Annotated in this window: 15 protein-coding genes and 5 pseudogenes; 7 read left to right on the top strand and 13 right to left on the bottom strand. The window is 34.5% G+C overall.

The window, feature by feature from the left end; genetic code table 11:
* Nucleotides 1–33 precede the first annotated feature (33 nt).
* Nucleotides 34–1,464, top strand: coding sequence for a metalloprotease TldD (gene tldD, locus OOT12_RS06975; protein ID WP_264374489.1), 1,431 nt, complete (start codon nt 34–36; stop codon nt 1,462–1,464).
* A 600-nt stretch (nt 1,465–2,064) separates the two neighbouring features.
* Here the strand turns inward: tldD and OOT12_RS07510 are convergent.
* Nucleotides 2,065–2,893 (bottom strand): annotated as a pseudogene (locus OOT12_RS07510) (transposase).
* Nucleotides 2,894–2,934: 41 nt separating this feature from the next.
* Between OOT12_RS07510 and OOT12_RS06960 the strand changes: the two are divergent.
* Nucleotides 2,935–3,078, top strand: coding sequence for a hypothetical protein (locus OOT12_RS06960; protein ID WP_264374492.1), 144 nt, complete (start codon nt 2,935–2,937; stop codon nt 3,076–3,078).
* Between the two features lie 19 nt (nt 3,079–3,097).
* On the opposite strand, the gene OOT12_RS06955 is transcribed toward OOT12_RS06960, so the two are convergent.
* Together OOT12_RS06955 and OOT12_RS06950 are read right to left on the bottom strand one after the other, a co-directional pair.
* The gene (locus tag OOT12_RS06955) at nt 3,098–6,445 is read right to left on the bottom strand and encodes an ankyrin repeat domain-containing protein (RefSeq protein WP_264685273.1); all 3,348 of its coding nucleotides are present in this window, start codon (nt 6,443–6,445) and stop codon (nt 3,098–3,100) included.
* Nucleotides 6,446–6,454: 9 nt separating this feature from the next.
* Entirely contained in the window at nt 6,455–7,423 is a 969-nt protein-coding gene (locus OOT12_RS06950) for a hypothetical protein (protein ID WP_264375226.1), read from the bottom strand.
* Nucleotides 7,424–7,521: 98 nt separating this feature from the next.
* On the opposite strand from OOT12_RS06950, the gene priA reads away from it, so the two are divergent.
* On the top strand, nt 7,522–9,486 hold the full coding sequence (priA, locus tag OOT12_RS06945; RefSeq protein ID WP_264375225.1) for a replication restart helicase PriA: 1,965 nt from the start codon (nt 7,522–7,524) through the stop codon (nt 9,484–9,486).
* A 123-nt stretch (nt 9,487–9,609) separates the two neighbouring features.
* Entirely contained in the window at nt 9,610–10,398 is a 789-nt protein-coding gene (locus OOT12_RS06940; RefSeq protein ID WP_264375224.1) for an ankyrin repeat domain-containing protein, read from the top strand.
* Between the two features lie 158 nt (nt 10,399–10,556).
* Here OOT12_RS06940 and OOT12_RS06935 read toward each other — a convergent pair whose 3' ends face one another.
* Together OOT12_RS06935 and OOT12_RS06930 are read right to left on the bottom strand one after the other, a co-directional pair.
* A complete protein-coding gene (locus tag OOT12_RS06935) occupies nt 10,557–12,020 on the bottom strand; it encodes a hypothetical protein (RefSeq protein WP_264375223.1) in 1,464 nt (487 codons plus the stop codon).
* 29 nt (nt 12,021–12,049) lie between these two features.
* The gene (locus tag OOT12_RS06930) at nt 12,050–12,238 is read right to left on the bottom strand and encodes a hypothetical protein (protein ID WP_264375222.1); all 189 of its coding nucleotides are present in this window, start codon (nt 12,236–12,238) and stop codon (nt 12,050–12,052) included.
* A 572-nt stretch (nt 12,239–12,810) separates the two neighbouring features.
* Between OOT12_RS06930 and OOT12_RS06925 the strand changes: the two genes are divergently transcribed.
* A complete protein-coding gene (locus OOT12_RS06925; RefSeq protein WP_264688607.1) occupies nt 12,811–13,770 on the top strand; it encodes an IS110 family RNA-guided transposase in 960 nt (319 codons plus the stop codon).
* 207 nt (nt 13,771–13,977) lie between these two features.
* On the opposite strand, the pseudogene OOT12_RS06920 reads toward OOT12_RS06925, so the two are convergent.
* The 6 genes and pseudogenes from OOT12_RS06920 to OOT12_RS06895 form a co-directional block, all read right to left on the bottom strand.
* Nucleotides 13,978–14,877 (bottom strand): annotated as a pseudogene (locus OOT12_RS06920) (IS110 family RNA-guided transposase); the annotation flags it as partial.
* Nucleotides 14,878–15,075: 198 nt separating this feature from the next.
* Nucleotides 15,076–16,035, bottom strand: a complete 960-nt coding sequence (locus OOT12_RS06915; RefSeq protein WP_264688607.1) for an IS110 family RNA-guided transposase — start codon at nt 16,033–16,035, stop codon at nt 15,076–15,078.
* A gap of 216 nt (nt 16,036–16,251) precedes the next feature.
* Nucleotides 16,252–16,374 (bottom strand): annotated as a pseudogene (locus OOT12_RS06910) (IS110 family transposase); the annotation flags it as partial.
* A gap of 265 nt (nt 16,375–16,639) precedes the next feature.
* A pseudogene (locus OOT12_RS06905) lies at nt 16,640–17,460 on the bottom strand (IS256 family transposase); the annotation flags it as partial.
* Nucleotides 17,461–17,705: 245 nt separating this feature from the next.
* Complete coding sequence (gene mlaD / locus OOT12_RS06900; protein ID WP_264375168.1) at nt 17,706–18,161, bottom strand: outer membrane lipid asymmetry maintenance protein MlaD; 456 nt, start codon at nt 18,159–18,161, stop codon at nt 17,706–17,708.
* A 2-nt stretch (nt 18,162–18,163) separates the two neighbouring features.
* Entirely contained in the window at nt 18,164–18,469 is a 306-nt protein-coding gene (locus OOT12_RS06895) for an NADH-ubiquinone oxidoreductase subunit NDUFA12 family protein (protein WP_264685272.1), read from the bottom strand.
* A gap of 64 nt (nt 18,470–18,533) precedes the next feature.
* On the opposite strand from OOT12_RS06895, the gene OOT12_RS06890 reads away from it, so the two are divergent.
* Complete coding sequence (locus OOT12_RS06890) at nt 18,534–19,982, top strand: proton-conducting transporter transmembrane domain-containing protein (RefSeq protein ID WP_264376530.1); 1,449 nt, start codon at nt 18,534–18,536, stop codon at nt 19,980–19,982.
* A 45-nt stretch (nt 19,983–20,027) separates the two neighbouring features.
* Entirely contained in the window at nt 20,028–21,131 is a 1,104-nt protein-coding gene (gene rodA, locus OOT12_RS06885; RefSeq protein WP_264376531.1) for a rod shape-determining protein RodA, read from the top strand.
* Between the two features lie 48 nt (nt 21,132–21,179).
* Here rodA and OOT12_RS06880 read toward each other — a convergent pair whose 3' ends face one another.
* Complete coding sequence (locus OOT12_RS06880) at nt 21,180–22,421, bottom strand: IscS subfamily cysteine desulfurase (protein ID WP_264685271.1); 1,242 nt, start codon at nt 22,419–22,421, stop codon at nt 21,180–21,182.
* A gap of 108 nt (nt 22,422–22,529) precedes the next feature.
* Nucleotides 22,530–23,316, bottom strand: a pseudogene (locus tag OOT12_RS07505) (IS3 family transposase); the annotation flags it as partial.
* Between the last annotated feature and the right edge of the window lie 195 nt (nt 23,317–23,511).

The following is a 23,511-nucleotide window of genomic DNA, read 5'->3' as shown; positions in this document are numbered from 1 at the left end:
TAATATACTTAAACAATTTTTAGCTCAAAGGTAATGCCAAATCTAGATCAAATATTTTTTGCTCAAAACAATGTTAATATTAATAATGTATATAAAATAGTCAACAACGCTTTGAGCGATAGTGATGGTGGTGAATTATTTTTAGAATTTTGCCAATCAGAGTCCCTGGTTTTTGATGATAACATATTGAAACACATGGATTTGAATATCAGAAGGGGATTTGGGTTAAGGTCCTTTTGTGAGGATAGTACGTCTTTTGTTTGCTCTTCTGAAATTAGCGAAAAGGAAATTAGTAACGCTGCTTCTATAGTGAAAAGTTCAGTATCTTTAAACAAAACAAATTCAATAAACTTAAATGAGGGAACAAGAGAGCTGTATTCAAAGATTAACCCCATAAATGAAATGGATCTGAACTCAAAGATTAAACTACTCAATGAGGTTAATGAGTATGTAAGGTCCAAGAATAACTACGTGAAGCAAGTAAAAATAATTCTAAGTGGAGAATGGCAAGTTATACAAATAATAAAAGATGATCACAGGTTAAGCGACATCAGACCTTTAGTACGTTTTAATGTACTAGTCATCGTAGAGAAAAATGGCCGAGCGGAGAAAGGTTCTGCAGGGCATGGTGGAAGAGACGCTTATAGTAAGTTTGTTTCTGAGAAGAAGTGGAAAGAAGTTGCAAACCAAGCGTTAGAGCAAGCGCTAGTAAATCTTGAGGCAATTCCAGCTCCGGCTGGAGAGATGACAGTTGTTTTAGGTTCAGGTTGGCCAGGAATATTATTGCATGAAGCTGTAGGTCATGGACTTGAAGGTGATTTTAACCGTAAAGGAATCTCGGCATTTTCAAATTCTATGGGTAAACAAGTGGCAGCTAGTAACATTACTGTAATTGATGATGGAACTCTACCTAATTTGCGTGGTTCTATTAGCATAGACGATGAGGGTACTTTACCTGGCTATAATGTGCTTATAGAAGATGGAATTCTAAAAGGATATATGCAAGATCATATGAACGCTAAACTCATGGGTGTAAGCCCAACTGGTAATGGTAGAAGAGAAAGTTACAAAGAAGTTACCATGCCACGCATGACAAACACCTATATGTTGCCAGGAAAATATACACCAGAAGAAATAATATCCAGTGTAAAGAGAGGCCTATATGCAGTAAATTTTGGTGGTGGACAAGTTGATATAACATCAGGAAAATTTGTTTTCTCATCTTCGGAAGCTTACCTAATAAAAAATGGTAAAATTACACAACCAGTCAAAGGAGCAACGCTAATTGGTGATGGGCCAACAGTGCTAAAAAAAGTATCAATGATTGGTAATGATCTAAAGTTAGATCCTGGTGTTGGTACGTGCTCAAAAGACGGACAAAATGTGCCTGTTGGAGTTGGTCAGCCAACACTCAAGGTCGATGCAATAACTGTTGGTGGAACTGAATATGTAGATAAGGGCTAAGCGAACTCAGCTCATGCTGTACAATTATATTGTAACCATTATTCAAGTAGCTCATATAGATGCAAAAACTACTTAACAAATCTCTCTGCCTTCCTTGCTATAACGTGTATAACAATCTCACAAAAAATAATATCATAGAATTCAATAGGTGATCTTTAAAAAATCCTTAAGGAAAGTAAAATACTGTTTAAATAGGCCGATATAGATGGTTTTACGATATAATAAAATTATTATAAACAAGAACTTATAAACTCTAGCAAATGAATTTGTGAGTTTAGTGGTGTTAGGAATACCTGGCTCTTTTATGTGGATTGACATTCTCAATAACCTGCTCTAGAGATAGATTATATAATTTTGACAAGGTTCTTGGCATGTGATATTTTTCTCAAATATAGGGAATGGTATAAATGACTTTATATCTATATCCAGCTCTAGGGGAAGATCTTCAATGTTTACGTCTATCCCTGATAAAGGATATTCTATGTCCATGTGCAGCTTTGGGGGATAGTTCTACTTTGAAGATTTCTTTCACTTTTACTATTGCGACTCCCGATTGGCTTTGTTGCATCACACTTTATGAGATGGTGATTTATGGTAAATTCATGTAACTATCTCAAATTTAGCCATACCAATATCAGCGAATTTATTAAGCAAATAGCATTTAGTTCTTTTTCTCGATTTATCTCAGATTTATTCCTAAAACTAAATCCGAATATTTGCTTTAATCTTGAGAAAAACCCTTCAATATAAGATCTTTTCCCATAATTTACTTCTTTTTCCATTCTTTCATGCCATCTTCACCGTATAATTTTATTAACCTAATAGCAGCATTCCTGTCAGACATATAATCTATTTCTGGATGTTCTGCCGCATTGTTTATTGGTGGAATTTTTGTCTTTATATCATATTCGTTACACAACTTATAAAACTTGTGCCTATCACATGCTCTATCTGCATATAGTGCTTTTATGGCATGCTGAAAATCAACTTCTTTTAGCAAATCACAAGTGATCAGAGTAGACACCGTTACTGTATTTTACAGCTATGGCTTTTTTGTTGTTTATATTCAACATTACGTGCAATTTTCTCGTTTGCTCATAGCCACTCTGTCAGTGCTATTTTCCTTGCTGTGTGTTGTTGTATATACTAATTCCTGTACTGTCTATAGCAATTTCGATATCTTCTATATTATTTTCTGCAATCATTTATCTTAATATTAAGTTTTTTTTGATGCTTGTGAATAGCTGCAAATCTCTTCCTATTTGTTGCAGATATCCTTATCACTATAAATATAGTTGCCGCCCTGCATTTTTGGACTATTTTCATACCAATTTTCGATAGCTTCATCGATGTAACGAAAAATATTCCCCCTTTTTTCAAGGAATTTGTTATATTCGTTTTGGTTACTGACTTTCATTTTCTGTGGCATATTTTTTCTTCAACAGTTAAATGGCTGTTTTATAATGAATTTTGTCAGTAACTTCCAGTTCTTTTCACTTGAGCGATGCAACAAAGCCATCCCAGACTGGGATGACAGGAGAAGGAAACGCAGGAATGGCAGGGGAAAGAAACACTGGGATGACAGTGAAAGATCTAATTCCTTATATCAATTAATTCTCATCCACCTTTTACATTACATAAACTCATCACTTTTATAGAACATCTCATTAAAATCATTCAAAATTCCAAAATCTTGATTTTTAATAAATAGATGCCCATCTGCAATATAGGACTCAGCAAGAGTAAATGGTTCATCATGATGCTGTGATGCTGGCCTAACAATTTCATTGTACAAAACCATTACTTGCTCATAATTGTATCCACTACCATCATGATATTTACCACGTATAGTGTCATAAAAATTTCTTACATCATCATACGTAACTTGCAGTTCTACCTTATATTTCCCTATTTCAACAGCCTCACCCACTTTGATTTTTAAAGGATGTTGTGATTCTTCTTTCACATTATCTATAACAATTGTTTCCTCTTGCTTCTCTTCGTCTCCTCTTATCGATCTTTTACTCCTTTCTTCAATTACAGGTTGATCTGCTGGCATTTGGTCTATATCGTTAGATTCTTCTTCTTGCATAGTAATTTTTTTGAGATAGCTAAGCATATCCTTTCCAGCTTTTTCCCAAGTTGCAGCTTCTTTTGAAAGCTCACGATAATAAGAATCATTATCGCCTTTGCTATCTATTACATCTCTTGCTAGTCCTTTCTCTTCTGCCCATAACTCAGCATGTTCAACAAGTGTCCTGCCATCTTTGCCTACAACGTCAACGTCAGCTTTGTTTTTTATTAGATATTCTATTGTATCTAACTTTCCATGCCTCACTGCATGAACTAAAGGTGTCCAACCATCATTATCCTGAACATTAATATTCGCACCTTTTTCAACTAACTGCTCTATCATCTTCTTATTCCCAAGATCAACAGCAAGATGCAAAGGTGTTAAGCCGTAGCTATCCTGAATATCAATATCCGCATTATGCTCTATGAGATATTTAACTACTTCCATATTTTTCATGTGCATGGCAAAATGTAGTGGAGATTTACCAGAGCTAATATCACGGGTATCAACATCTATACCACGATCTATTAAGTATTTAGCAATTTCCGTATGTTTTAGCTCAATTGCATAGTGCAGCAGTGTTTGAGCTGACGTGTTCTTGATACCAAGATCTGCGCCATACTCAATTAAACTCTTAACTATTTCCGCATTCCCTAGCTTAATAGCAGCAAGTAACGGAAAAGTATAATAACTTTTACTATTAGGATCTGCGTTATGATCTAATAGATACTTCACTATTTCTGTATTACCTGAATAAATAGCACTGTATAATGGTGTTTGGGAATAAGCATCTTGAATATTAGGATTTGCACCACGATCTATTAAGTATTTAGCTATCTCTATATTTCCAGACTCAATAGCATAGTGTAAAGGTGTCTTATAATACACATATTTAGTATTAGTTTTCTGATAATAATTGTCATGAACATTAAGATTTGCTCCATGATCAATAAGATATTTTGCTACTTCCGTATTTCCTGACTGAATGGCATAATGTAGTGGCGTTTGTCCATTATGGTCTCTTGTATCAATATATGAATTGTGTTTTAGTAGCGTTGCTACTTTGCTTAAATCTCCCAATGAAGCAGCAAAATGTAAACTAGTCGCACCTGTTACCTTATTTATCTCGTTTACTTTTCCTATAGTGTTTTCTACATTATTGTCATCAATATTCACCTTTAAGAAAGGCTGTTTATTATACTTCATAACTTTTATTGTAACAGCTTTTCCTTGTTCGTCTTCACTCGCTTTTTTAGCAGGTTGCATAGAATCTTCTCTACTGACACTTTCTATCTTGGTTTTATCACCACTTACATTATGTACTGGGCTATAACCATATAGACCCTTGCCTGCACTTTGTTGGCTTGTTGAACTTTCAACACTGTTAGATTCAACAACATTATATTCCATATGTTGTTCACCACTCAGCTCAGCCTTAACCCATTTTTTAAATTCTCGATCATAACCTTTTAGCTCAGTCAAAAAATCCTCAACTAATTTCTTACCTTGATCCCTATCATGATATCTCTTATAAGTGGAGAGGCTCTTTAGTAAATTATCAATTAAGTCCGGGTGTTTATTTTCAAGAAACTTTACTACTTGCTCTGCTTCTGAATAGTAGTGATTTCCTTGATAATCATTACGTAATATCTCATCTAGTTTAAGATTCTTATTTTTTATTGCAATTAAAGCTTCTTTATCTCCGTGATCATTAATGTGTTTGCCATTTTCTAAACCAGCAACATAGTTAGCAATAGCTTCGTGCATTGCTTTTGGCAAGATATAGCTTAGACCAAGATTTGCAAAGTGCATTGCATGCCCTATCTCGTGCTCTAACGTATGTTGATTTAAATTCCCTTTACTATCTAGGTAGACATAAACGTCAGCAGCATTTCCCTTATTTAGATCGATCATTCTTGTGTAGCCATTAACACCGTCGCCAGAATCGAATCCAACTTTTTTCAAGTACTCTTTAAACTCATTTTGAGTGTTGAATACATAAGTATTGATCCTTATATCATGGTCAGAGGTATTAAAAGCACCCTTAAAGTCTCGTACAGCATCTTTAATGCTTTTTTCTATTGTATCTAGCTTATTGGCAGCTAAGTCATACTTGATATTTATATTAGTGTTATCAAGGGATACAGTTTTGCTACGTGAAAGGTTTGACATTACACCATCCATGTAATTTACTATTTCCACTTGCCCTTGCTGTTTAGCATAAGTAAGAGGTGTACCATCGCATGCTCTTTTAATATAAAGATCAGCACCATTATCTATCAGACATTTCACCATATCTAAATTTCCACGTGTAATAGCTAGGTGTATCGGAGTGTAGTTATGAGTAAGATTTATATCTGCACCGTTTTTTATTAAATAATCTACTACTTCTGTATGACCTTTATTGACTTTTACATTTGCAGCAACATGAAGAGGAGTATCATTCCATTTATCTAAAACATCAAGCCTAGCACCTTTTTCTACTAAAAATTTCACTGCAGCTAAATTTCCATCTTCAGCAGCTTTATGCAGAAAGGTTCTGCCGATACTGTCTTGTCGGTTTATATCTGCACCTTTGTCTATCAAATATTCTGCTAATTCCATACGTCCAAGTGAAATAGCCATGCCAAGAGGATTATTATATTTACCCAGGTTAACATCGGCATTACCTATTTCGACTAGAAATTTTATCATTTTCTCATCATTATTCATAACAGCATAAAAAAGCGGAATGAGCTTATGTTTATCTTCCACGTCCACTCTAGCGCCTTTATCTATTAACAGTTTGACCTCATCGAAACGCCTACTAAAAACAGCTTTATGTAGAGCAGCATAGCCTGCAGAGTCTTTAGCATCTAAATCTAAATTTTTTGATTTATCATATTCAGAATTTGTTTTAAATTTCATATTCACCTCTTAAAAATTTTCACTATAAATAAGTCTTGAGAAAAATGCGTTAACTGTAGATTCAGCCTTTACCTTGTTTTTGCATAACTGCTTAGATAGTTGATCATCGCTAAAAAGCAGATTCTTAGTATCGAGATATTTAGCATAGTTGCCAGCAAGTATTGAGTAGAAACCGCTTTCAAGTTCAAGATAAGAGCTGCTATTCAGAACAAAAAATAAATCGCTCTGGTCAAGCAGTATGTCATAACCAGAGCTCGTGCAATGTAAGTATTCATTGCCTTCATACTCTGCTATGTAGTACTTACTTGCATCAAGATCACCATTAAGCTGTAAAATTGCTGCTGAATGTCCATTCCCAATACTATGGCCTTTTATTACTTTAAGTACTTTAATCTCATCATTTTCTATGAGTTCTCTTAACTTTTCATTCTTTTGATTTAATTCTTCCTCTGCTTTTCTTCTGTCTTCTTCTAATTTTGTTTCTTTTTCAACAAGCTCATTTTGTATTTGCAAAAACATATCTTGAATGGTTAAGCCATTTAGAAAGTAATCCAATACACTTGACACAAACGGCTGCAATTCACCATTATCTTCAAAGCTCTTTTCCTGCTTTTTGTCATATTGAGTGGGATTATAGATTGCATACAGAGGATAAAAGCCATAATTCACCTCGTCGAATGATAACTCTATCGAAAATCCGCTCTGATCAAGTGGAAGTTTAGTAGCTAAATATCTACCATTATCATCTCTGATATATAGCTCATTTATACCATAGTGACCACTATATTTGTTGTAATAAATATAAAAATTCTCAGGATTAAGATTAAAGTAATCATCTAAATTGTTAGGTTTACCGAGCTTTTCACGTAGAAAACTCTTGCTCTTATCTGTAAGTTTGATGCGTGTAGAGAAGTAACACCGATCTATTCGGTCACCTTTTTCTATTTCAAAGTCTAGGACTATTTTATCGCTAAACATACAGAATTTCCTCACATTTCCAGTATTTATGATTATAAATTGTGTACTATGAAAAAAGCATTAAGGCTTCTCTATGTATCTAAAAACAGCGCTAACTTATGACAAAAACAGTTGACGTATTACTGCCACTTCCAATTGATCAGCTATTTTCATATGTAGTTGAGGAAGATACTGAAGTTTCAATTGGAGATTACGTAGTGGTGCCGTTTGGCAGAAAGCGTTTGATTGGAATAGTTTGGAGAGAAAGTAGCAAAAGCGATCGAGAATTAAAATTTATTGAACAAAAGGTCGATTTACCGAGCATCAGACCAAAACTGATCGAATTTGCAGAGTGGGTTGCGCAGTATAATGTAATACCTATTGGTATGCTTGCAAAAGTGATAATGGGAGGAGTGTTAAAGGTAAATCAAATAGATAAGTTAGTTTGCACTAAGCAAAAGCAAGAAATAAGTGAAATAGATTGCCAATTAAACCCTGAGCAGCAAGCAGCTCGCGATAAGATAATAAGTAATTTGAATGAGTATTCAGTGACTTTGCTTGACGGTGAAACCGGGTCTGGAAAAACGGAAGTTTATCTCTCTGTGATTGCAAGGTTAATTGAAATCGTAAACGATGCACAAGTCCTGATCCTTCTGCCAGAAATTGTCCTAACTTCACAATTAGTAAATCGTGTTCACAGTCAGATATCTGGCAATATAGCTGAGTGGCATTCAGGACTTACTCCCAAAGCTCGCCGAAATAATTGGCTTAATATAGCAAATGGAAGTGCGCAGATAATTATTGGGGCAAGGTCAGCACTTTTTTTACCTTATAAAAACCTAAAATTAATCATCGTCGATGAAGAGCATGACTCATCCTTTAAACAGGAACAAGGAATTATATATAATGCTCGAGATATGGCCATTATCTTAGCCAAGCTCGAAAATATTCCGATTATTTTATCATCCGCTACTCCGCTGCTTGAAACAATTTATCATGTTAAAAAAGGGAATTACAACCATGTAAAGCTAACCGAACGATTCGGTGGTGCAGAGTTGCCGCACATAAAAGTAGTGAATAATAAACAATGGATTTCAAATGAGCTTTTCGAAGGGATAAAACAAACCATAGAGAAAAAACAGCAAGTTATGCTCTTTCTAAACCGCAGGGGGTATGCGCAACTTGCAGTTTGTAAAAAATGTGGATATAAAATTTCCTGCTCAAATTGCACTGTATGGCTTACGTACCACAAGAAAAAGAATGTCCTTTTATGCCATCACTGTTCTTATCAATTAAAACTTCCAGAAAAATGCTCCAATTGTCAAAGTGAGCAGTCATTGCTCCTTTATGGTGTGGGAATTGAAAGGTTAGTTGAAGAAATAGTGAAATTAATACCAAATGCAAAAACTGCAATTATCAGCAGCGATCAGAAGTCGCTTGGTAACGTAATTGACTCAGTGCTCAAAGAAGAAGTGAATATTATAATCGGTACACAAGTGATTGCTAAAGGGCATAATTTCCCTAAGTTAACTTTGGTTGGAGTGATAAACGCAGATTTAGGCCTTGAAAATTCTGACCTCAGGGCAGCAGAAAAGACGTATCAATTATTGCATCAAGTTGCGGGTAGATCTGGGAGGTTCAACGAAAAAGGAACGGTAATAGTGCAAACTAATAATCCTGAAAGTTTGATAATAAAAGCATTGCAGCAGCAAAAAAGGGATTTGTTTTATGAAATTGAACTTGAGTCAAGACGCAAAGCTAAAATGCCCCCATTTAGTAGGCTAATAGCGCTTATAGTTTGTGGTAAGGATCAATTTGCAACGCAGAAAGCAGCAAATGAGATAACAAACTTTTTGCATAATCAATTTTCAACTACCTCTCAGCACTTGACATTGAAAGAATTTGAAATTTTTGGCCCATCACCAGCAGCAATAAATTTTTTAAACAATAAATATCGGTATAGAGTGTTACTAAAAATATACAATAACCATAGTCTATTCATAAAGAAAAAGCTGAAACATTGCTGTAACTTGAGTTCAAATATTGAAGTAACAATAGATGTTGACCCTGTGAGTTTTTTTTGATGTTATTTGAATTTATTTGACATTTGTAGGAATTGCTAATAAACTATATTAACTTTTTAATTAAAAATCTGACTTTTATTAGAATTTATTATATTATTGATATAATTAGAATAAGGAGATGGTATGACTACTTTACTTGAAATCTTCTGTAGGCAAAAGATAAAGTATCAAGAAAAAATTGGACAATTGAAGGCATTTCTTGATAAAAATATCGAAATACCTATTGACAAGGGGTTATTTAAATTAGCTTTATCTATAGAGGATCCTGTAGATATAAGAAAAGATATGGTGTATCTTATTTTGCACTACTGTATTAAACACGATAGTGCAATATCTGAGAAAAAAGAGAAATTATCATTTCAAGACGTGATGAAGATTTTAGATGAAGCTGTGAGTATACTTTCTAATCCTCAGTATTTCGACAGATTGATCAATTTTCGAGATCAAAGTAGAAATACATTATTACACCAAGCTGTTATAAGTAATAACACTAAAGCAATAGAAGCCCTTTTGACATATGGTGCAAGCCCTTTGATAAAGAATAAAGAAGAGAAAATCCCATTAGATTTAGCTCAAGGAGATATAAAAAAATTACTCATCGAATGTATGAAAGACCAAGCTCAATCGAAAAAAGAAAGTGCTAGATGTAATAGTTTGATTGGCATTATACCTGGCGTTTTTCTTGGCATTGGACTCGGTGTTGGTGGTGCTTTAGTCCCTTCAATGACTATTATATTATGCGCACTCGCAGTATCTGCTCTTGTTGCTGGAATAGCAGTTGGACTGTCTATATATTTCCTAAGTCAAGACTATAAACAGGCTAAATTGATAGAAGGAGTTGTTGCTATTGATTCTCAATTGAATTCCGTCAAACCTGAAAAGACTGCAGATAATAAAGCAGTACTAGGATAACTGTGAGTTTTTTAACATTAGATTTCTTGCATAATCAAGTGTGATCCCAGTGTCAGCTACTTGTATAACAAGAAAGAAAGCACTGGTCTCACATGCATCTAAACGGATACATAACCTTTCATTCACAATTCGTCCTCAAATAGTCTAATTTTCTTTAGCTATGAAATAGAGCAAATTGATTTTTTATTAGTTGATGTCTGCTTTTTTGCAGAACATTGGTCAGGCTGTGATATAGAAGGTTGGTTAAATGTTGTTTTGGGCTTATTAAGAGAAGATCGTGCTGAAGAAGGGCCAAAGCCACTATCTTTAGCCGAAGCATCATCCCCACCTTTACCTTCACCATAGTAGTCGGGCCTAAGGAATTTGCTCGAGTTTCCATTATGTGATTTACCTATAACTGAATTCTTAGGTGAATCACCAAAACCACTATCTGCACTTGGTCCATCTGTCCCTACTTTTTCTTCAGAAGGGGCAAGAGTTTGTGGTTTCATAGCTGGCACACGTGCAGGATCAATGGACAGTTTATAATCCTCATTGATTACAGAGCTCTCCATGATCTTATCCATCACACAGTAAGCAATGTCTGGGTTAGCAAAATCTATTGCATATATTTGTTCGGCACCATATGTTGGCAGACCTCTTTCTGCAATATCATCTTTTACATCACGCAATACTTTTGTACCACCAAACACCTTATTATTAATATGATCAACTTCTTTTTCATTTAAAAACTCTATGTAATTACCACAATCAAAAATAGGAGCCAAAATTGAATACTCATCTTTACTTTCTTTATGGGAAGTATGCCACATAGAATCAATTGGTAGGTGCGGTAGTGCCTTACAAATTAAATCAACAATTGCGCGCTTCAGAGTGTCATTCATTTCATCTTCGGTACTTGAAACTTCCAAATCACGACACTTCAAGGATACTTTATCCTTTGCTATGTCTTTAATGAGCTTAGGATTATCAAAAATGCTTTTCTTTAGATATACATAATTTCCTTTCTCTTCTAAAAAATCCTTAGTTTTTTTAGGACCATTTTCATAACCTTTTATTCCCGATGAAAGCAAATTTACAAAAGAACGTTGCAAATTTCTATCAACACACTCCGCACCATATAGATAAGATCCCTTATTAAAGACTTCATCAATTATATTATAATCTACATGATTTTCTATCTCCTCCTCTATATCATCTGATAGATTCTCACAACCTAGTTCCGATTTTTTGTCTTCTTTTTCTTGCTCTTTAATAAGATCTGTTGCAAATCGCGCGAGTTCATGGGCTAGCAAAAACTTTAGATTAGAAACCACCTCTTTCCTCATTGGCACCAAAAATTTATTATCTTCAGCCGATTTCCCTTGATCAAAGTTAAAAGGAAAAAACTTTGTATAAAAATTATCATCAAGAATACTTTCATCCGGACAAAATCTTTGTATTATTTTTTCTTTCATACTGCTCAGGTACTTTATGCGCCGATCACGAGTCATATTATTATCAAGCGAGATAACAATATGATCGTCCTTTACAGTAAAATTAGTAACAACAGCATTACTGAAACGAAGAATACTATTAAATGCTTTTACTAATTCTCGATTTATTTCACTTTTATTAGGCATAATACCACCTCTCTAATTAATTAACATAATTACTTACCACTCCTACTGGTGCCCTGACCACTCTTACTACTACTGGATTGATTTTGCTTCATTCGTTCTTGTTCACGCTTAATCATATCGCTGAAGTTATCTATTCTCTTTGGATCTAGGTATTTTTTATCAATCCTTGTTCTCCCTGAATCAGGTACTTTTTTATTTGGATCATTATTGCCATGCATATCAACCTCTAAATTAAATTATTATGTAATGAGTATATTAAGAATCAACTACTAGCACAAGCAGTTTTTTTACATAAATTTTATTCACCATTTTTATACTCCTGGATTCCAGACTGGGATGAAGAGAGAGAGCTACTTGTCCGCCATGTCATTCCAGCACTTGATGCTGGAATCCAGATGAAATACTAGTACTGGAATGACATCGAAGGAGCTACTTGCACGACATTGAAGGGGCTACTTGCATGGCGGCCTTTTAAAATTGGGATGACACCATTTACTACGCAAATTACCACAATGTTCGTACAGTTGTGTACCCAGACACTGTCATCCAGATACAATTTCATCATATAAATCTTATATGTTAAAAACAAGTCTTTATAAGTATTAAGAAGTAGTAATATAAAGATGTATAGAGAAGAGGAACCGTCATAGATCTTGGTCATAAGGGACCGTATTGGAGCAAGGTTCTCTTCTCTGTTTATATACTGAATAGTTCCGAACAACTGATTGAGTTTTTAGGCTCGTATATAAGGGTGGAAAATGCAGTATTATATTATTCTTACGGAGGAATTATGAATTCATCAAATATCATTGCTGGCATTGATGTTAGCAAAAATAAGCTAGATATCCACATTCATCCACTTGGACATTATAAAGTATTTGAAAATGACGTTCAAGCTATTGATCAAATACTCGACTTTTTACGTTTGCATAATGTAACCAAAGTTGGACTTGAAGCAACTGGTGGGTACGAAAAATTATGTGCTTATACTTTACTAAGCCATGGTTTCGAAGTATATGTTATTCAACCTAGATGGGTTAGAGATTATGCAAAAAGCCTTGGTATCGCTACTAAAACTGATAAAATAGACTGCAGCATCATCTCACGTTATATCAATAATACAGATATGCGTGTTACTCCTTTAAAGGTTAGTAATATTGACAGTTTGAAGCAAAAGTTATCTCGCAGAAATCAATTAGTGGAAATGGCAAAAATACAAAAAACTCAAGCTCATCAAGTAACTGATATATCCATAATCAAACAAATGGAAGAACTACTTGCCATTTTGCAAAGTCAAATTCAAGTTTTAGAAGACGAGATGATAACATTGATTGAGCAAAGTCAAGAGCTTAAAGAAAAATACATATCAATAACTAGTATGCCAGGAGCAGGTAGAATCTTAGCTATTACTATGATCTGTTATCTACCAGAATTAGGAACTCTCCGACATAAAGAAATATCTAGCCTTTCTGGAGTTGCACCTTTTAATCGAGATAGTGGTTTTAGTAAAGGAAAAAGATGTATTCAAGGTGGTAGATCACAGATTAGAACAGTTTTACATATGTGTGTTCTTAGTGCACAAAAGTACAATTCTTATATAAGAATCTTCTTTGATAGGCTATACGATCAATACAAAAAACCATATAAAGTTGCTTCTACTGCTGCCATGAGAAAATTACTTATCCTTGCTAACTCTTTAATCAGAGATGGCAGGGTTTTTACTGAGGAATATAGCCCTAAAGCTGCTTAGATTGAAAATTAGTGTAGTTGTGGATAAGTGCGCTTACACAGACTGAAAGCACTTATCCACATCCACACTTCTTAAAAGAATTCAAATCAAATACTACAACTTAAATTACGTAAAATGTGTTAAAAGCATCTTTGGCTTTATAGTCCACTAAGTAAAAATTTATTTTTAGTATTTTTCTATTGACTTTTAACACAACTGCTCCTATGATTATTGTCCAGTAGAAATTTCAAATTTTGTAAAATCTTTAAAAACCCAGTTATTTTTAAGAGTGTAGAAAATAGTTATAAGAAATTTTCTAGCAGTAGCAGTTATAGCCTTAGCAGAATCACGCTTCTTTTTTATATGTTCATAAAAGCTTTTCAAGTAAGGACTGTAACGTACAGCAATCCAAGTACATTGAACTAAAGAAGTACGCGCTATTTTTGACCCTCGTTTGGTAATTCTTCCAATTGTACATTGCTGATTAGATTGAGAAACTCTTGGTACAACTCCAAAATATGCAGTAAGTTTCTCAGGTCTACGGAAATCATTAATGTCTCCGATTGTTACAATAAAAACAGCTGCAGAAATTGGACCTATTCCCTTTATGCTGATAAGATTGCTGAACCCAGGAAGTTGTTTAGCGAAAGCTATAATTTCCTTTTCAAGCTTTTTAAGGCTTTCTCGGATAGCTTCTAAATGATAGCTAATCACTTCAATTTCAACTTTTTCTAAAGGATCCCAATTATGCTTTTGAGTAGCACGTTCAAATCCTACTTTAGTTGTAAGTACTTCTTTTTTAATTTTTATTCCATGGTAATTAAAAAGACCATGAACTTTATTGATTAAAGATACCCGTGACTTTACTAACTGATCTCTCATTTGAAGAAGAGAAGCTAACTGCTGGCATTGTTTGTTTTTGCACCTTGCCTCAGGCAACATATCTTTGCTGAGAAAGAAAGCAATAGCTCGTGCATCATGCTTATCTGTTTTGTTCACAGAGCGACGAACAACTTCAAACTGCCCAGGAGCAATTATTACTATGCGTTTAACGTAAGGTGAAACTGCATCATAAAAGAAACAGCTGTTACCTGTTGCCTCTATGGCTACTTCATCTGTTTCTTGAAGCAGTTGTGTTAAAAGTCAATAGAAAAATACTAAAAATAAATTTTTACTTAGTGGACTATAAAGCCAAAGATGCTTTTAACACATTTTACGTAATTTAAGTTGTAGTATTTGATTTGAATTCTTTTAAGAAGTGTGGATGTGGATAAGTGCTTTCAGTCTGTGTAAGCGCACTTATCCACAACTACACTAATTTTCAATCTAAGCAGCTTTAGGGCTATATTCCTCAGTAAAAACCCTGCCATCTCTGATTAAAGAGTTAGCAAGGATAAGTAATTTTCTCATGGCAGCAGTAGAAGCAACTTTATATGGTTTTTTGTATTGATCGTATAGCCTATCAAAGAAGATTCTTATATAAGAATTGTACTTTTGTGCACTAAGAACACACATATGTAAAACTGTTCTAATCTGTGATCTACCACCTTGAATACATCTTTTTCCTTTACTAAAACCACTATCTCGATTAAAAGGTGCAACTCCAGAAAGGCTAGATATTTCTTTATGTCGGAGAGTTCCTAATTCTGGTAGATAACAGATCATAGTAATAGCTAAGATTCTACCTGCTCCTGGCATACTAGTTATTGATATGTATTTTTCTTTAAGCTCTTGACTTTGCTCAATCAATGTTATCATCTCGTCTTCTAAAACTTGAATTTGACTTTGCAAAATGGCAAGTAGTTCTTCCATTTGTTTGATTATGGATATATCAGTTACTTGATGAGCTTGAGTTTTTTGTATTTTTGCCATTTCCACTAATTGATTTCTGCGAGATAACTTTTGCTTCAAACTGTCAATATTACTAACCTTTAAAGGAGTAACACGCATATCTGTATTATTGATATAACGTGAGATGATGCTGCAGTCTATTTTATCAGTTTTAGTAGCGATACCAAGGCTTTTTGCATAATCTCTAACCCATCTAGGTTGAATAACATATACTTCGAAACCATGGCTTAGTAAAGTATAAGCACATAATTTTTCGTACCCACCAGTTGCTTCAAGTCCAACTTTGGTTACATTATGCAAACGTAAAAAGTCGAGTATTTGATCAATAGCTTGAACGTCATTTTCAAATACTTTATAATGTCCAAGTGGATGAATGTGGATATCTAGCTTATTTTTGCTAACATCAATGCCAGCAATGATATTTGATGAATTCATAATTCCTCCGTAAGAATAATATAATACTGCATTTTCCACCCTTATATACGAGCCTAAAAACTCAATCAGTTGTTCGGAACTATTCAGTATATAAACAGAGAAGAGAACCTTGCTCCAATACGGTCCCTTATGACCAAGATCTATGACGGTTCCTCTTCTCTATACATCTTTATATTACTACTTCTTAATACTTATAAAGACTTGTTTTTAACATATAAGATCTTTGGTGAAATTATCCAAGTCTTTTAAGCGAAACGTTTGAATATGCTCAGGTTTCCCTTCTTGTAAGTAACAAACAGTAAAACTATTGGTATGTAAATCGACTCCAATGTGACGCATATTTTTTCCTCCAATTGCATATTTCAATATATCAGAGTAGAATATTGCCGGTTGTTCCAAACTCCTATACGAGGTCATCACATTTTGTGAGCCTCACGATGATTTTCGGTGGCAGGGGCAGTTAATCTCCCCCACGAAGTCTTCTTTCTACTCCCTGGGCAGAAAGTGCTTCAGAAAAACATCCAACCTGCCACCTATCCACTCTGAGAAGTCATTATCTTCTCTTGCTTCCAACCAAGCAATACTTATTCATACCATCTCCCTATTTTTCCTCCAGTTCAAGTAAATAATTCTCGGCAATTTCTCTACTTGATATGTTTTTTTCAAATCATTCATGAAAACTTTTGCTCGATACATATTTCAGTGAATTTCTTATCTGATGTACTATACATTTCTGCTTTAGGAAATACACTGTTTATTGCTTTAGGAAAGCTTTTTAACACATACAATCAGGATATCTTCTACTCCTTTCTCTTTTAAGTCATTTAACATCCCTAGCCAAAAGTTAGCTCCCTCACTTTCTGCTATATAAAAGCCTAAAACTTCTTTTCTGCCATTTTGCTAATATGTTATACATACATTTGCTTACACAATGCCCGTCCTCCTTGACCTTAAAAAACCATGAACACTATTGGATATACAGATTGCAGCGGACGACTGCGCCATTCGTTGATTACCAGTAACAATTTGTCAGTAATACTTGATATCTCTGCTGCAGATATTTTATATTTCTTCTACATGCGATGCTATATCCCATGCCACTGGCATATGTACTTAAAACCTTTGCTTCAAGTTCGGTTGTTTGCCTTTTTCTGACTACTTGTGGCTCGAAACTTCCTTCTCTATCTCCTGGTGTCAATAGTTCAAATACTTGTCCGTAAAGTCTTTGAATTTCTTCGGTTGTTTTCTTCGCTTTCAGCCGACAAATGGTTTTCTATCTCGCCTTCCCTCTAGCAGTTTTTTTATAAATGGTGTTAATGCTCCATCTCTTTCCGTCAATGGTCTTCCTTCTCGTATAGATGATAAGATATTTGTTTCTAATTCTTTATAGTCTACCAAACCGGTAGTTCTGTTTGCTTGACTCATTGTCAAACCTCCATTTTTTTATCAATTTATTACTTTACTTCTCGGTTTGACACAGTTTATTTAACACTTCCCTAAGTACGTAAGAAAAAACACTCCTATACTGAAAGTACAAGCATTTGTTGAGATTATTAGGAATGTAAAACCTAGCAGAAATCTTGATAATTCAAACGCTGAACAACTTCAAGCTATTGATAGAAAAATCCCTTAATTGTACATAGGCCAAGTTGGCTTATGTGTTCTTATTCTCACTTTGTAAACATGCCAATAATTTTATCCACTATTCCACCCATATTTGCTCCAGCTTGAGTATGCGCTATTTTACCACCGTGTGAAATTAATTTAGGATCTGCACCAGGTGATATATTAACAAATTTACTACCAACAACCCCACTGCTAGCGATTAGAGCTGAGCTATCAATTGGCAACTTTATGTCTCTGCTTATGCACATATCGATTCGTGCTATGTAGGTAGCTTTGTCAAGCGATACACCAGTTATGCTTCCGATTTCTACACCAGAGATCTTGACACTATCACCAACCCCTACACCGTTAGCATCAGTAAAAAGGCCATGTATTTTATAGCAATCCTTATAGTTTTTCTTGATGTAAGATAGCTTATTAATAGCGAAGAAGACAAGAAAAATAGTGAAAATTAATACAAATGACCCAGCAGTTATTTCAAGTATATTTGACCTTCGCATCTTCAGTTATTAGGATTCCAGCTTTCATAGTAGTTTTTCACCTTTTGGTTTGGGTAGTATGCATCTTTTATACCCGTTAAATTAGGAGTTTTTCTTTTGTTATTATTAACTGGTACTGCATTATCAGTATAATGCATCCATATATGCCATTCTGGAGGAATTGTTGTAGGCTCAGAAACATTGCCATATATTACCCATCTTTTTCCTTCACTTGATTCATAGTAAGAATTTCCGTTTTCGTCCCTTCCTATAAGTTCACCTTCTCTCCGTAATAGGCTCGTTACTGCATTATAAATTTTAGACAACATAAAGGTGTTAAAACAAAAAGTATTATATATACTAATACTTTAACGATGTATTAACAACAGTTTAATGCAATTACCAATTCTACAAGTTATTATACCGATAATTGCATCAATGTTTTGCTTTCTTACCAAGAAACATAGGGTGTCCTGGTTTATCTCTTTTTTTGCAACGGCAGCTACTTTCTTTATTTCATTAACGTTGCTAATGAAAACATACAATGGTGAAATTATAACTTATTATCTTGGAGATTGGTCTCCTCCGTACGGAATAGAGTTGAGAATCGACATATTGAACTCCTTGATTCTAACTTTGGTGAATTTTATAGCGCTGATTAGTGTGCTTTATAGCTTTGATATTAATGAAAAAGAGATTAGCAAAAACAAAATCACAGGTTTTTATTCTCTATTTTTACTGTGCTTAAGTGGACTACTTGGGATTTTAGTCACAAATGACATATTCAACCTTTATGTCTTTTTAGAAATTTCATCTCTTTCTTCTTATGTTTTAGTTTCAATGGGAAGGGATAAGAAAGCTTTAGTTGCAGCATTTGAATACCTCATTAGTGGTACTGTAGGAGCAACATTTTACTTGTTTGGCATCGGCCTTTTATACTCTATGACCGGAACGCTCAACATGTCTGACATGGCTGAAAGAATAGTACCATTATACGATAATAACATCATAAGACTTGGTACATTATTCATTTTTGTTGGTCTCTCAATCAAAATGGCACTATTTCCACTCAGCAGATGGCTGGTTAACGCATATAGCGAAGCACCTAGTTTCATTAGCATATTCTTTTCAGGCACAGTGACAAAAGTGATGATATATGTTTTTATCAGAATCTTTTACACTGTTTTTCAGCAAAATTTTTTCTTACCACTGCATAATGTGATAATTATCCTCGCACTTTGCGCTATTGTATTTGGATCAATATCTGCAATAATCGAAAAAGATATAAAAAGACTGTTTGCTCACTCCAGTATCAGTCAGATTGGCTATATACTTTTAATGCTGGGTTTAAATTCAAAATCAGGTTTGTTTTCAGCAGTTCTTCACATAGTAAATCATAGCATGATAAAAACGTCTTTATTCATGGTTGCAGGGTGTATTTCTTATAAGGTTGGTATGACAAAAATAGAAAATTTATCAGGACTAAAAAAGTCAATGCCCTATACAACACTTGCATTTACTCTATTTAGTTTAGCATTAATCGGTGTACCCTTGACAAATGGCTTTGTAAGTAAGTGGTATATGATGCAAGCAATTCTTGAATCTCGTGCATGGGTCTCTCTGATGGTTTTTGCTGTTAGCTCTTTTTTTGCATTAGTATACATTTGGAAAATGGTTGAGAAAATGTATTTTGAAAACAGTACAGCATCAAACGCTGGAATGACACTTAATGAGGTACCATTGCTTATGCTCTTTTGTCTATTATTTATGGCAATTTTAACGGTAATAACTGGGATATATAGTAATCCAATTCGGTTGGTAATTAATAAATTTGCTTTTTGATTTTCTTATGTTTTATTGTATCTAAAAGTCTGTAAAGTTTTCGCTGTGGATAAGCTGAAGAAGATTCACTTATTATTAGTCATGAACGTAATAGCTCTGTTTTGCGTTGGCATTGTTGTTCAATATTCTTCTGCTGGAGGAAAGTGGGCTCCATTTGCAATTCACCAATTGGTCATATTCTCTTTCTTCCTTTTGCTTGCTATAGCTATGTCATTTATAGAGCTAGATTTTTATTTGAAGCACGCTTATTTTTTTTACATAGCAGCAGTAATTGCGCTGTTAGCAGTAAATTTTTTTGGCTCGCATATAATGGGTGCAACGAGATGGATAAGAATTGGGTCAATTAGTTTACAACCATCAGAATTTGTAAAAGTGGGCTTAATACTTGCACTTGCTTGTTATTTTAATAAACAAAGTGTGTATAAAATGATGAAATTTCAAAGCTTATTTAAGCCACTTATAATTATTTTCTTACCTGTATTCCTTGTATTGAAGCAACCTAATTTAGGAACAGCTGTAATAATATTGTTTATAGGAGCATCAATCATATTCACAGCAATAATGGAGAGACCTCATTTAATAATTTTTGGAACTCTTGGCATTTTCGCAATACCAGCTATTTGGCCTTTTTTGCGCCCTTATCACAAGCAAAGGATATTATCATTTTTGGATTCATCAGTAGATCCACTTGGAATAGGTTATAATGCACAGCAATCTCAAATAGCTATTGGTTCAGGAGGTTTGTTTGGTAAGGGATTTATTAATGGAAGTCAAACTCAACTTGGATTTTTGCCAGAGAAACGAACAGATTTTGCTTTTGCGGTACTGAGTGAGGAATGGGGTTTTTTAGGCAGCATGACTTTGGTTTTACTCTATACCACATTGCTTGCTATAATATTCTCCATTGCTTACAGGTCAAAAAATTACTTTTCTAAGTTAATATCTATCGGGGTTTTTGCCTTTTTTAGTGCTCATTTCTTTATAAACATTGGAATGACAATAGGCTTCTTACCTATAATAGGTGACCCACTTCCATTTCTATCCTATGGCGGAAGCACAACTGCTGCGAGCTTAATATGTATAGGATTGCTACTTAGTTCCGTGGCATCTACAAAGGACTTAAAGCTAAGTTTCCGATTTCACCCATAGAAAGAGCTTAGACAACCATCACTCTGCTAATGGTTAACGTCTTATTCTTCAATGAGAATCCCATTTTACGGTGCTTAAATCTATTCCCTCTTGTACCATTTCCAAAAGTGGGCTCATCTCTCTTAGCCGTCCAACATTTTTAGTAACAAGATCTGCTGCATATAGAACTTCATCTTTAGTTGTAAATCGGCCAAGGCCAAATCTAATTGATGAATGCTCAAGATCGTGGCCATTGTTTAGTGATCTTATGACATAAGAAGGCTCAAGGGATGCAGATGTGCATGCAGAACCAGAGCTTACTGCTAAATCCTTGATTGCCATGATAAGAGACTCACCCTCAACATAAGGAAAACTTAAGTTAAGGTTACCTGGAATCCTATTTTCGTAGTCACCATTTAAAACAACATCAGGAAATGCCTCTTTTATTTTGTTGTACAAAATATCTCTCAACTCTTCTAATTTGCTTGCTTCTATTTCCATTTCTTCTTTAGCGATACGTGCCGCTTCACCAAAACCAACTGCAAGGGGAGTAGGAACTGTTCCAGAGCGTATGCCTCTCTCCTGTCCACCACCACTAATTAGTGGCGTCAACCTAACACGAGGATTTTTTCTACGGACATATAATGAACCTATTCCCATAGGTCCATAAATTTTATGGCTAGAAAGGCTCATAAGATCAATGTTCATTTCATTTACGTCTATTGGAACTTTTCCAAAGCTTTGGGCAGCGTCTGTATGAAAAAATATATTATGCTTTCTACACATTGCACCAATTTCTTTGACAGGTTGCATTACTCCGATTTCATTATTTGCCATCATCACTGAAATCAGAATTGTTTTATCAGTGATTGCCTCCTCAAGTTTCAACAAATCTATAATTCCGTTTTGCTTAACGGACAAATATGTAACTTTAAAGCCTTCATTTTCCAGATGTCGACAAGAATCTAAAACGCACTTATGCTCTGTGCAGACAGTTATTATATGATTTCCCTTATTCTTATAAAAATGAGCAACACCTTTGATAGCCATGTTATTTGATTCGGTTGCACCCGAGGTAAAGACGATTTCTTTGCTGTCTGCATTCACTAAATCAGCAATGTGCTTCCTTGCTTTTTCTACTGCTTCCTCAGCTGTCCAACCAAATGAATGGCTACGAGAGTGTGCATTACTAAACTCACCAAAATAAGGTATCATCACCTCCAAAACACGAGGATCTACTTTAGTAGTAGATTGATAATCGAGAAATATTGGTAATTTTATTTTAGCATTGCGTATTTTTTCCATATTCATAGTCAGGTTTCAGCATAGAAGTTACAATATTTAGTAGCACTAAAGCTTAATTTTTTCAAGATATTGATCTTACCCAGAAAAAGTAGACAGGTAGTTAAGACGTTTTTTTCATGAAAATGATGAATCAAATTTTTCAGGAATGCAATAGTTAATAGTAGAATGTCTACGTTGTTTGTTATAAAAAATTTCTATGTATTCAAATATTGCGGTTCTAGCTTGTTGTGCGGAGTGTTGTGAGGTATCAATGAGTAATTCCCTCTTTAGTGAACTAAAAAAGCTCTCCGAAACAGCATTATCGTAACTTTGTGACTCATGCTAGAAATAATACTTTTTGTATTCAGTAAAAATTGATAATTTTTAGAGGTGTACTGTGATCCTTGATCGCTATGAAATAGTAGATTTTTAACGGGTTTGCGCCTATCAACAGCCATCAATAAAGCATCTATAACTAATTGCTTATTTATTGAATTACTCATTGACCAACCAACTACCATGCGTGAATATAAATCTATTATTGCTGCCAAATATAGCCATCCTTCGTTGGTGTTTATGTATGTAATCCCATATCTTGTTTGGCTGATCAGTGGTGAAATTCTGATCCAATATGTTAGGAGTTATAACTCTATTGTCTGTTTGAAGTTTCTTAGTCTTAAACCTTCGTCTAAGTTGGGCTTGAATGCCATTTTCCTGCATAACATTTTGCACTGTTTTGATGTTATAATTTTTATCTAAAACCTTTAATTCAGCGTGGAGCTCCGTATCTGCATTGTGACGCTTGATATATCTTTTGAATATCTTTTATGAGCTCTTCTCTTGTTGATTTTTTATTACTTTTTTCCTTAGAAATCCATTTATAATAACCACAAGCAGATACGTTCAAAAACCTGCATAGCTCTTATATGTTAAAAACAAGTCTTTATAAGTATTAAGAAGTAGTAATATAAAGATGTATAGAGAAGAGGAACCGTCATAGATCTTGGTCATAAGGGACCGTATTGGAGCAAGGTTCTCTTCTCTGTTTATATACTGAATAGTTCCGAACAACTGATTGAGTTTTTAGGCTCGTATATAAGGGTGGAAAATGCAGTAT

This window comes from Wolbachia endosymbiont (group B) of Parapoynx stratiotata (assembly GCF_947250635.1).
In the GTDB taxonomy this organism is placed as follows: Bacteria; Pseudomonadota; Alphaproteobacteria; order Rickettsiales; family Anaplasmataceae; genus Wolbachia.
This window is presented reverse-complemented; position numbering and strand designations above follow the sequence as displayed.

Excerpts from the sequence above, each read along its gene's own strand:
- tldD (WP_264374489.1), top strand. The coding sequence starts at position 34 with ATGCCAAATCTAGATCAAATATTTTTTGCTCAAAACAATGTTAATATT.
- OOT12_RS06955 (WP_264685273.1), bottom strand. The coding sequence starts at position 6,445 with ATGAAATTTAAAACAAATTCTGAATATGATAAATCAAAAAATTTAGAT.
- OOT12_RS06950 (WP_264375226.1), bottom strand. The coding sequence starts at position 7,423 with ATGTTTAGCGATAAAATAGTCCTAGACTTTGAAATAGAAAAAGGTGAC.
- priA (WP_264375225.1), top strand. The coding sequence starts at position 7,522 with ATGACAAAAACAGTTGACGTATTACTGCCACTTCCAATTGATCAGCTA.
- OOT12_RS06940 (WP_264375224.1), top strand. The coding sequence starts at position 9,610 with ATGACTACTTTACTTGAAATCTTCTGTAGGCAAAAGATAAAGTATCAA.
- OOT12_RS06935 (WP_264375223.1), bottom strand. The coding sequence starts at position 12,020 with ATGCCTAATAAAAGTGAAATAAATCGAGAATTAGTAAAAGCATTTAAT.
- OOT12_RS06930 (WP_264375222.1), bottom strand. The coding sequence starts at position 12,238 with ATGCATGGCAATAATGATCCAAATAAAAAAGTACCTGATTCAGGGAGA.
- OOT12_RS06925 (WP_264688607.1), top strand. The coding sequence starts at position 12,811 with ATGAATTCATCAAATATCATTGCTGGCATTGATGTTAGCAAAAATAAG.
- OOT12_RS06915 (WP_264688607.1), bottom strand. The coding sequence starts at position 16,035 with ATGAATTCATCAAATATCATTGCTGGCATTGATGTTAGCAAAAATAAG.
- mlaD (WP_264375168.1), bottom strand. The coding sequence starts at position 18,161 with ATGCGAAGGTCAAATATACTTGAAATAACTGCTGGGTCATTTGTATTA.
- OOT12_RS06895 (WP_264685272.1), bottom strand. The coding sequence starts at position 18,469 with ATGTTGTCTAAAATTTATAATGCAGTAACGAGCCTATTACGGAGAGAA.
- OOT12_RS06890 (WP_264376530.1), top strand. The coding sequence starts at position 18,534 with ATGCAATTACCAATTCTACAAGTTATTATACCGATAATTGCATCAATG.
- OOT12_RS06880 (WP_264685271.1), bottom strand. The coding sequence starts at position 22,421 with ATGAATATGGAAAAAATACGCAATGCTAAAATAAAATTACCAATATTT.